This window comes from Fructobacillus sp. ChS1-6f1-1-27 (assembly GCF_059579415.1).
On record NZ_JCAOER010000003.1, the window covers coordinates 98,071 to 109,569 of the forward strand.

Annotated in this window: 6 protein-coding genes and 1 CRISPR repeat array; all 6 genes read left to right on the forward strand. The window is 38.5% G+C overall.

Annotation, left to right across the window (positions count from 1 at the left end; translation table 11 throughout):
- Positions 1-99 precede the first annotated feature (99 nt).
- The 6 genes from cas9 to AC5162_RS02710 all read left to right on the forward strand — a co-directional run bounded on the left by cas9 (position 100) and on the right by AC5162_RS02710 (position 11,022).
- On the forward strand, positions 100-4,056 hold the full coding sequence (gene cas9, locus AC5162_RS02685; protein ID WP_496533704.1) for a type II CRISPR RNA-guided endonuclease Cas9: 3,957 nt from the start codon (positions 100-102) through the stop codon (positions 4,054-4,056).
- 243 nt (positions 4,057-4,299) lie between these two features.
- Positions 4,300-5,172, forward strand: coding sequence for a type II CRISPR-associated endonuclease Cas1 (cas1, locus tag AC5162_RS02690; protein WP_496533705.1), 873 nt, complete (start codon positions 4,300-4,302; stop codon positions 5,170-5,172).
- 14 nt (positions 5,173-5,186) lie between these two features.
- Positions 5,187-5,492 (forward strand): CRISPR-associated endonuclease Cas2, encoded by a 306-nt coding sequence (gene cas2 / locus AC5162_RS02695; protein WP_496533706.1) that lies wholly within the window; start codon positions 5,187-5,189, stop codon positions 5,490-5,492.
- Positions 5,489-6,157, forward strand: a complete 669-nt coding sequence (gene csn2, locus AC5162_RS02700; RefSeq protein WP_496533707.1) for a type II-A CRISPR-associated protein Csn2 — start codon at positions 5,489-5,491, stop codon at positions 6,155-6,157. Before cas2 ends, csn2 begins: the two co-directional genes overlap by 4 nt.
- A 31-nt stretch (positions 6,158-6,188) precedes the next feature.
- Positions 6,189-8,535: a CRISPR direct-repeat array (repeat unit 36 nt; unit sequence GTTTTAGATGTATGTCAGATTAATGGGGTCTCTTCC).
- Positions 8,536-8,950: 415 nt separating this feature from the next.
- Positions 8,951-9,646, forward strand: coding sequence for a hypothetical protein (locus AC5162_RS02705; protein WP_496533708.1), 696 nt, complete (start codon positions 8,951-8,953; stop codon positions 9,644-9,646).
- A gap of 122 nt (positions 9,647-9,768) precedes the next feature.
- Positions 9,769-11,022, forward strand: coding sequence for a Fic family protein (locus AC5162_RS02710; RefSeq protein WP_496533709.1), 1,254 nt, complete (start codon positions 9,769-9,771; stop codon positions 11,020-11,022).
- Positions 11,023-11,499: the final 477 nt, after the last annotated feature.

Here is an 11,499-nt window from a genome sequence, read left to right on the forward strand (position 1 = left end):
AACTTTGTTAAAATATGTACATTTGAACAAAATCCTGTAAAATAGAATAGAGATTTAGCAAATCAGTTAAATTTTTTAAATCAAAAATAGGAGAGAAGTATGGGTTATAGTGTTGGACTAGATATTGGAACTGGATCAGTTGGTTGGGCTGTTTTGACTGAAAAGGGTCGTTTAGCTCGGGCCAAAGGAAAAAACTTAATTGGGGTTCGCCTGTTTAATATGGCTGACACGGCGGCTGACCGGCGAGGTAACCGAACTACTCGGCGTCGCCTATCACGGCGTAAGTGGCGGCTACGGTCTTTAGAAAAATTATTTGCTATCGAATTGAATGAAATTGATTCAACTTTTTTGGCTCGTCAAAAGTATTCGTATGTTCATCCAAAGGATGAAGCTAATAAAGATCACTATTATGGGGGCTATCTTTTCCCAACAAGAGAAGAAACCCAGGCCTTTCATAAAAATTATCCAACGATTTATCATCTGCGTCAGACCTTAATGACGGAGGAAAAGCAGTTTGATTTGCGGCTAGTTTATTTGGCTATGCACCATATTGTTAAATACCGTGGCCATTTTTTGAATACTCAGGCAAAAATGTCGACAGGGGCACTGGAAAGTTATAATCCAAGTCGCCTTCAAGATGCAGTTCGAAATTATGCTGAAGTGAAGGGACTGTCTTGGTCACTTGAAGACCCTGAATTGTTGACGAATGTTTTGGTTGGTCAACAAGGATTTGGGTTGAGTAAAAAAGCAAAATCAGAAGAACTTCTACAAGGGTTCTCATTTGACACTAAAGAAGACAAAGATGCTATTCAAGCTATCCTAAAGGGAATTGTCGGTAACAAGATTGATTTCACGAAGGTCTTTAACCGAAAGTTAGATAAAGATGCTCAAAAGTTATGGTCTTTGAAACTTGATAGTGAAAACTTCGATGAAGAAATTGAAGTTGTGATGGCTGATTTGGATGATGATGAATCTGCCCTCTTAGAAGCAATTCGTGCAGCCTTTGATGGCTTTACCTTGATGAACTTGTTGGGTGATCAAACATCTGTTTCAGGAGCAATGGTCAGTCATTATGAACAACACCGGCAAGACTTAGCTCTTTTGAAAAAAATCGCTAAGGAACAGGGATTCTCACATAAAGAAATTTCAGCAATGTACCAAGACTTTTTAGCTGGTAATGATAAAGATGTGAAAACCTTGATTGAAAAGTCAGATTTGCCTGATGGTGAGAAACAAGAAAAAACATTAAGAATCGAAAGCTTAGATTTCTTACCTAAGCAACGAACGAAAGCTAATTCGGTCATTCCTTACCAATTACATTTAGCTGAATTAGAGCAAATTATTCAAAAGCAAGGACAATACTACCCATTCTTGCTCGATACTTTTAAAGATGCAAAAGGTCAAGAACAAAATAAGCTTGCGCAATTGATGAAGTTCCGCGTACCTTATTATGTTGGCCCATTGGTAACTGAATCGGATGTAAAGAATGCTGGTGGGGATGCTACCAATCATTGGGCTACCCGTAAGCTTGGACAAGAAACAACGGAAGTGACACCCTGGAACTTTGATCAGGTTTTTGACCGTGACCAGGCTGCTCAAGACTTTATTAAACGTTTAACTGGAACTGATACTTACTTGATTGGTGAAGACACTTTACCTAAAAATTCATTACAGTATCAATTGTTTACCGTTCTTAATGAATTGAATAACGTTAAAATTAACGGTCACAAAATTGATTCCGTTACTAAAGATAACCTGATTAAAACTTACTTTAAGGCCAAGAAGTCTGTTACTGAGAAAAACTTGAAGGACTACTATTTGTCACAAGGTAAGGGTGAAGTGACTGTTAATGGCCTAGCTGATAAGACTAAGTTTAATAGCACCTTGTCATCTTATAATGATTTGGCTAAAACTTTTGACGTTGATTACTTGGAAAACCCAGCAAACTTATCGACGCTTGAAAAGATTATTGAAATCCAGACTGTTTTTGAAGATGCTGAAATTGCGCGACGTGAGCTTGCCAAATTGGATTTGACTGAAGAACAAGTTGAGCGATTAGCTAAGACCCATTACACCGGTTGGGGAAACTTGTCTAAAAAGTTACTGACAACTAAAATTATTGAAGAACGTGGCCGTAAGGTTTCAATCTTGGATAAGCTCCAGTCGACAAGCAAGAACTTTATGTCAATTATCAGTAATGATGAGTATGGGGTTCAAGCTTGGATTAAAGAACAAAACATTGTTGAAGACAGTGACCAAGATATTCAAGACCGCATCAATGATTTGACAACATCACCAGCTAATAAACGTGGAATTAAGCAAGCATTTAATGTTTTGGCAGATATCAAAAAGGCGATGGGTGCTGAACCAGACCGAGTTTACCTTGAATTTGCTAAGGAAACTCAAAATTCGGTTCAAACAATGAGTCGGTACAATACCTTAAAGGCAATGTACCAATCAAAGTCTTTGACTGATGACTTAAAGGTATTAAAGAAAGATCTGCAAGACCGTAACCAGCAAGAATTCAGCGATGACCGTTTGTACTTGTACTTCCAGCAACAAGGAAAGGACATGTATACTGGACAACCAATTAATATCGATCAAATTAGCACGCATTATGATATTGACCATATTATTCCTCAGGCCTATACCAAGGATGATTCACTGGATAATCGTGTCTTAGTTTCGCGTCCTGAAAACGCCCGTAAGTCGGATTCGGCAACCTATACGACTGAGGTTCAGCAAAGTGCTGGTTCATTATGGAAGCGCTTGCGTAATGCTGGCTTCATCTCACAAAAGAAGTATGACCGGTTGACGAAAAATGGTGATTATTCTGAAGGGCAAAAGACTGGATTTATTGCTCGTCAGCTGGTTGAAACCCGTCAGATTATTAAAAACGTGGCAGCTTTGATTGAAAGTGAATTTGATCAAACAAAGGCTGTGGCAATTCGTTCAGAAATTACTGCAGATATGCGCAATTTGGTTAAAATTAAAAAGCACCGTGAAATTAATTCTTTCCACCACGCTTTTGATGCCTTGTTGATTACTGCTGCAGGTCAGTATATGCAAGCCCGTTATCCAGAACGGGATGGTGCTAATGTTTATGATGAGTTTGACCGTTATACTAATGACTATCTGAAAAACCTTCGTAAAAATGCAGCAAGTGCTGATACCCGTCGCCTAAAGCCGTTTGGATTCGTGGTTGGGACAATGGCTAAAGGTAACGAAAACTGGTCAACTACTGATACTGATTACCTTCGTAAGGTCATGAATTATAAGAATATTTTGACTACGAAGAAGACTGGTAAGGATCGAGGAGCACTCAATAAGGAAACTGTTTATACACCTGGTGCAAAGTCTAAGCTGATTGCAATGGGCAAGCAACGTGCTGATGTATCGTTGTATGGTGGGTATGATTATCCGTGGTCGGCCTACATGTCATTAGTTCGTGCTAACGATAAGAACCAAGTTGTTAAAATTAGTCGTGCGGCTGCTAGCCAAATTAAGAATGGTCAATTACAACTAGTTGACTATATCAAGTCTTTGCCTGAAGTTAAGAAGTTTGAAAAGGTTTTGATTGAACGAATGCCGTTGGGACAGTTGGTTGAAGAAAATGGTAAGTTGATTTACTTGTCATCCAATGAATATCGACATAACGCTAAGCAACTGTGGCTTTCAACAAAGGACGCAGATTTTGTTAGTGGTTTGAGTAAGGATTCGACCGAAGCTGAACTGATGCACTCATTTGATATTTTGACTGCGGATACGGTGAAGAAGCGTTTTCCGTTTTATCAATCAGATATTGAAAAATTAGAAATTGCTCGAGAACGGTTTGCTGCTGTTGATAATAAATTAGATATCCTAAAGACAGTTTTAGAAGCATTGCAGTTGGATTCGGCTTATAAAAAACCAATGAAAATGATTGATAAAAAGTTGTCAGATTGGCATGCACTACAATCGGTTGGTGGTATTAGGCTGTCTGATAATACAGAAATCATTTACCAATCTACTACCGGTATCTTTGAAAAACGAATTAAAATTTCAGACTTACTTTAAAACTAGAAAAGCACCGCTTAGATAAAATTAAGCGGTGCTTTTTGTATAAAAATTCAAATAAAAAAGGCCATAAGGCCATCTTTTCAGATCATGAAGCTTGGACAAAAGTCCTTGCGTTATTTTAACCCTGTATGTCAGATTAATGGGTTCTTCCAAGAAAATTGTTAGCTAAACAATTTTCTGACGTGGTAGCTAACCACAAAAGTTATTATAGCATATCAAACCAAGAAAAGGGAGAAAAATATGGCTTGGCGAACAGTTTTAATTAATGAACATGCAAAAGTTAATTTTAAAATGAATGATATTAACGTGCAGACAAAGAAGGGAGCGTTTCAAATACCAATTGATGATATTCGGGTATTAATATTAGGTAATACGCGGTCAGTAATTACTTCTTATGCGATTAATGAATTGAATAAGAAACACGTCAAAATTATTACTTGTGATGAGAAGGGGATGCCCGTTGGCGAGTATAGCGGTTACCATGAAAATATAAATCAAAATACGAATTTGAAAAAACAAATTATTTGGTCAAAAGAACGTAAAGATTTGTTGTGGCAAAAAGTTATCAAAACCAAAATTTTGAATCAGTATCGCTCTTTAACAGCTGACAAACAACTAGGATTTTCTAAGTTGATTGACTTAGTAGAACAAGTTGAAGAAGGTGATCCAACCAATATTGAGGGGTATGCGGCACGGTTATATTTTCCAAAGATGTATGGTAAAGACTTTGTCCGGTCTGATGAAGACCAATGGACAAACGCCCATTTGAATTATGGTTATTCGTTACTGTTAGCAGCGGTTAGTCGTGAAGTGGTTGCAAATGGTTATTTGACGCAACTTGGTATTCACCATGATAGTGCCAGTAATGTCTTTAATTTAGCTTCCGACTTAATGGAACCCTTTCGTCCTTTTTTTGACAGGGTTGTTTTGCACCAACAAAATCTCTCCTTGTCATTGGATTTAAAATTGAACCTAGTTAATGTTTTGAACGAGACAATTATGTACAACGGTAAACACCTAGAATTTGCTCAAGCGATTACCACTCATGTTTTGGAATGCTTGAAATTTTTAAGTGAAGAAATTGATAACGTTCCGGCTATGGAGTTTCAATAATGAGGTATCGGATTATGCGACTAATTGTGATGTTTGATTTACCAGTAGATACGGCTAAAGAACAGAAGGCATATCGGCAGTTTCGTAAAGCATTGCTGAGTGAAGGGTTTTTGATGATGCAAGAAAGTATTTATGTCAGAGTGGTCACAAATCAAAAGGCTGCTAAGTTGTTAGAAAAACGAATCGAAGCTTTTGTGCCAGCAGACGGATTAGTACAAACTTTGCAAGTTACTGAAAAGCAGTATGCTAGTATGAACTTTTTGGCTGGAGAGGCAAAACAAGATATTAAAAACCGGGATGATAAGGTGATTGTGATATGAGTATTGGACAACTGACAATTGAAAGTATTGGTGTGGTTAAAATTGAAGAAGGGTTGAATTTATTGACAGTAGCTGACTCACTTTTATACAGCCGTTTAGTAGAATCAATTGGTTCATTAACCAATGATCGAATTATTTATAGCGAAAATAACCATCCAAAGTTGCTGGGAAAAACTTCTATTTTTCTAGGAGACCCAGTTAGTGGTGGCAATATTCAAACAGCTTATAGTAAATTTATTGCTACTACTTTACAAAAATCAATTTCAGAAGAAGCGCAGGAACAGTTATTTCAACTGAATATGCAAGTTCGTTCTGTCTTTGAAAATGAGATTATAGACAACAATTTACCTTTTGATATTAATAGTGATTGGGATATAGAACGACTGATTAAATCACAAAATATTAGCCTTGAAAAGACCAATTCAGCGACTATTTTTGGTAAAATAGAAAGTGTAATACATGTGATGGGGATGCTGGATGAGAGCAAATATTTATTGCTCACTAACCTATCTTTATATTGCAATATGTCAGAATTAAACGAACTCCATCAATGTCTTTTAGCTGAAGGCATTAATCTTATATCTCTAAACCTAAGTCGGGAGAATTCCATCTTTGACGAAACCTTTAAATCTACCTTTATTGACCAAGATTTTGTACTTTTATAGCACTGAATGTCTTATAAGTCGTATGCGGTAGGTTTTAGATGTATGTCAGATTAATGGGGTCTCTTCCAACATTGAACACTTTAAGATTTTAAACCATGTTTTAGATGTATGTCAGATTAATGGGGTCTCTTCCCAGAGTCTTCTACAACCTTTCCAATAATCTGTTTTAGATGTATGTCAGATTAATGGGGTCTCTTCCAAGCCTCACGCTATTCATTAATTATGCAATGTTTTAGATGTATGTCAGATTAATGGGGTCTCTTCCACAAGTCATTGCCATATGGGTCACGGTAATGTTTTAGATGTATGTCAGATTAATGGGGTCTCTTCCTTGATACGGTTGGATTTACAAACAGCCGACAGTTTTAGATGTATGTCAGATTAATGGGGTCTCTTCCGTCATATCAACGTTTTCCTATCTCCCACAAGTTTTAGATGTATGTCAGATTAATGGGGTCTCTTCCCAACCCGAACCAGTCGAAGAAGACTCGTCAGTTTTAGATGTATGTCAGATTAATGGGGTCTCTTCCGGTCTAAGTGAACAGCTCGAAAGCGTTAAGGTTTTAGATGTATGTCAGATTAATGGGGTCTCTTCCCCTGTATATGGCGTTAAAGCAGTACCAATTGTTTTAGATGTATGTCAGATTAATGGGGTCTCTTCCACAATCAAACAAGAGTTATCCGAAAACATTGTTTTAGATGTATGTCAGATTAATGGGGTCTCTTCCGTAAATGGACAGTTTAGGACAAATTCTCCTGTTTTAGATGTATGTCAGATTAATGGGGTCTCTTCCAGTTAATGTTTGAACTAATTAATCGGTTATGTTTTAGATGTATGTCAGATTAATGGGGTCTCTTCCTCTGGCAATATAGTCTATCCAAAAGAAAACGTTTTAGATGTATGTCAGATTAATGGGGTCTCTTCCTTTTCCATACAAAAAGCGTGCCAACGACTTGTTTTAGATGTATGTCAGATTAATGGGGTCTCTTCCACTCCTTTCACGCGCACATGACCCCCAAGGGTTTTAGATGTATGTCAGATTAATGGGGTCTCTTCCACATGAAAAAAGAAACAGAAGAACTAGATGGTTTTAGATGTATGTCAGATTAATGGGGTCTCTTCCCACTTGCAGGCATCTTATCAATTTCTCTTTGTTTTAGATGTATGTCAGATTAATGGGGTCTCTTCCTCGTTTTGTAATATTCCTGAAATCCTTTTGGTTTTAGATGTATGTCAGATTAATGGGGTCTCTTCCAGTCCCGTAATTGGTGCAATCAAGAATAGTGTTTTAGATGTATGTCAGATTAATGGGGTCTCTTCCAAGTTTGACTTGTGTTGTCATGGTCATCTCGTTTTAGATGTATGTCAGATTAATGGGGTCTCTTCCTACAATATCAGTTCCAAAAAAACTAACTGAGTTTTAGATGTATGTCAGATTAATGGGGTCTCTTCCAGTGTACCACTTTTGCTTTCCGATAAACTCGTTTTAGATGTATGTCAGATTAATGGGGTCTCTTCCCAGACCCGTTCAAGTTATTTAACGCAAGTTGTTTTAGATGTATGTCAGATTAATGGGGTCTCTTCCTGTAAAGTCCATTTTGATTTCCTTTCAAATGTTTTAGATGTATGTCAGATTAATGGGGTCTCTTCCAGTTTGGCTGATGAAGTCGAATTGGCCATTGTTTTAGATGTATGTCAGATTAATGGGGTCTCTTCCCAAGGAAATGATGTTTCTGGAATTGTTAATGTTTTAGATGTATGTCAGATTAATGGGGTCTCTTCCCTAAGGTCCAAATTGAAAACATGGACGAATGTTTTAGATGTATGTCAGATTAATGGGGTCTCTTCCGTCATCACGTTTGGCATCAAACGGTTTGGGGTTTTAGATGTATGTCAGATTAATGGGGTCTCTTCCGATTTGCACATCAAGAACAACGCAAAAATTGTTTTAGATGTATGTCAGATTAATGGGGTCTCTTCCTCGGCTATCCAAATTACACCGGCCAACGTAGTTTTAGATGTATGTCAGATTAATGGGGTCTCTTCCGACAGCTTGTCTGGTACACTTTCGGATTTTGTTTTAGATGTATGTCAGATTAATGGGGTCTCTTCCCCAGATGACAATATTGGCGGTGGGAAGTTAGTTTTAGATGTATGTCAGATTAATGGGGTCTCTTCCCGTGCTTCAAAACACGATTGGTGGTCTGATGTTTTAGATGTATGTCAGATTAATGGGGTCTCTTCCAGTTTGGCTGATGAAGTCGAATTGGCCATTGTTTTAGATGTATGTCAGATTAATGGGGTCTCTTCCGTAGATTGGGTTGAAGTATAAGTCACCTGTGTTTTAGATGTATGTCAGATTAATGGAGTATCTTTTGACGTATACCCAAAAACTAAAGTAAATATTTACTAGTTCGCTAAGCGGTTGGTTGTCGATATTTAATCGGCGACTGGCCGCTTAGTTTTGTTTGGAAAAAACCTTGCCTATGGCCGCTATTTCAAAATCATTCCAAATTAATTTCTAAGTTAGCCGATTTAATTCTGAAAAAACAGCAAAGTAACACATTCGATAGTATTGTTACGTCTGTGCAACTTTATCAAACACCTGTTTGAAAACTGTTTAATAACAGGGGTTGAGACGGTAATACTTGGTCACTTTTGTGTAAGAAATTCTAGTGTAAAGTCCGAATAATATTTCTGAAACGTCTTGTTATACCTTGGTAACGACAGGGTTGGTAACCTATATAGAGTAATTTTTTATTTGAGAGAGATAAAAGACGGGGATCAGATACATGAAAATTAGTCGAAAAGGATTATTGGTTGCAGCAACTGCCGCGGTCACTTTATCAGTTACCGGCAATTTTGCGTTTAATCAAATCCAAGGTGATCAAGAAAACAAATCAATCGTAGCCAAAGCTGCCAGTGTTGTTTCTACTAAAGAAGAAAAAACTGCTGCTAAGGAAAGCTCTAACTCGAGTGCTGCATCAAGTGCTACATCAAGTACTGCTAGTGAAAGCAGCTCAAGCACAACCGCCAGCTCTGCAAGCAGCCAGTCACAGTCAACGACTGCTACTAGTGCATCAAGCTCAGCATCAACGACAGCGACAACTTCAACTGCCGCTAGCTCAACGGCAACTCGGACGGATGGCTTTAACTTCTTAGGCCAGCACTTTGACGTTGGCTACTTCAGCAACACTACCGGTGGTAGTACACCGCAGTGGACCAACTACATCTTCCAGTGGTCAGCGATTAACAACTACTACTTAGCCGAAGCTGCTTCAAACGCTGGAATTGCTGTTAAGCAATTGAACATTGGTAGCGAATTGGTTTTGAACGGCAAGACCTACCATGTGACTGACATTGTTCATCATATGTACCGTCAAAGCTCTTACCAAACAGTTAAGAGCTTGGCCAGCCAACACGCTATTGGCATCCAAACTTGTGATGACGATAGTGGAACTTACGTTTCAACTTATTGGTTTGATTAATATTTTAGAAAAGGACCCGGAAGGGTCTTTTTTTATTTAGGTTGAAAATTTAAGAAATCGAATTTTCAAAATGATTTATAATATCCTTACCAAAAAAATGATTTGAGTGTAGGAGAGAAGGCATGTCACATCATTTACTTTCAACAATCAAATATGAGCACCATTTAACCGCTGACCAGGTTTTGGACCTGTATCAAGACCGATTGGGTCAGCCTAAAACAATTAAATCAGCTTGTCAGTTAACGTTAATGAACCGCGGTCAGGCAAGTGGAAAGTCTTATCCGGCATTTGTGGTGGGCATCCCTGAAATTGAAGGCTTGCTAAATGAGTTAAACCGGTTAAGCAAACAGTTAACGGCGATGATGGCCAGCTTACCAGACCTTGCTCAACGGTTATGGCTTTACAATACGATGATGGTTGAAATTAAAAGTACCAACGATATCGAAGGGGTCCAATCAACCTTAGACGAAATTGGAACAACCGTTGAAAGTATTTTGCAGGGCAACCAGCAGGCAGGGTTACGGTTGGTATCAACTGTGAAAACCTATTTAGCCGTCTTGAACCGTGTTCAGCCCAGATTAAAGACCCTAGACGATATTCGGACCGCCTACGATGACTTATTAACTGGTGAGATACCAGCACAAACAATGCCTAATGGAGACCGGTTCCGTGACGGCTTTGTTCGAATCGGAACTGATAATAAGACAGTTTTCATTCCTAAAAGCGGTGAACAGGCGATTAATAAGCAATTATTAGCTTGGCTTGATTTCCTTAACCGGAATGACCTGAATTCAGCACTTAAGGTTTTACTAGGCCATTTGGTCTTTGAAAATATCCATCCATTTTACGATGGTAATGGCCGGCTCGGCCGTTTTTTACTGAGTTCTTACTTAGCAAATCAGTTTGACCCGTTAACTGGGATTAGTGTCGCTGGCGCAATCCAGGATAGACAGCAAGAATACTACAAGCTTTTTCGAGTAGCGGAGGATGTTCGAAACTTTGCGGAAGGAACTAACTTTGTCAGTGGGATGCTAGCAATTTTGGTTGAAAAGCAAGAGAACTTGGTTGTTAAATTACGGCAAAAAATGGCTGCATTAGCCGCTGTCCGGAAAAAACTCAAGGAAATTTATCCAGATGTAACCAGCGTAGAATTCAAGATATTAAACCTGGTTGCCCAGTCTGATGTCTTGAATGCCAACCAGCAGACGGCTGTTAAGGACGTTAACCTGGTTGCTTTGTTGCATAAAGAGGGTATTAGTCGGTTTGAGGTCAAGAAGTGCTTAGAAAATTTGACTAGTTACGGTTATCTGATTGTTCCAAATTCACAACCAACTAAACTGGTAGAACACCATTTGGCGGCAGAATTATTAGCATAGAGCGGTTTACTGGCTAGAAAAAACGGGCTACTCTGATTTTAGAGTGACCCGTTTTTACTTTGCTAAATTATCGTTTAATCCGCAAGGCAACCTTACCCTTCGGATGGTTTAGAACTGTTTCCTTTAAAGCCTGATCAGCCTCAGACCAGTCATAGGTCTTGTCCAAATAAGGAGCAAGGGCCTTTTGGTTAGCTAGGCTTTCAAGCTTCTTAACCCAATTACCACGGAGGAAGGCGACAGAGGCGCCACCAACCTTTTGCCGGCTAAAGAGGCCGACACCACCAGTGGCTCCTTAGACCAAGACTTGGCCACCAGCTTGGTTATCGATGAGTACTTTCATAGTGAATTGCTCCCTTTAACGGTTTAAATAATCTTGGTCTATTGTATCAAATCTAGCTTTCTGCCGATTGGATTTCCAATTAAAAAGAAAGGAAGTATTTATTTTCACAATCTATTCAAAACTATCTATCTTACTTT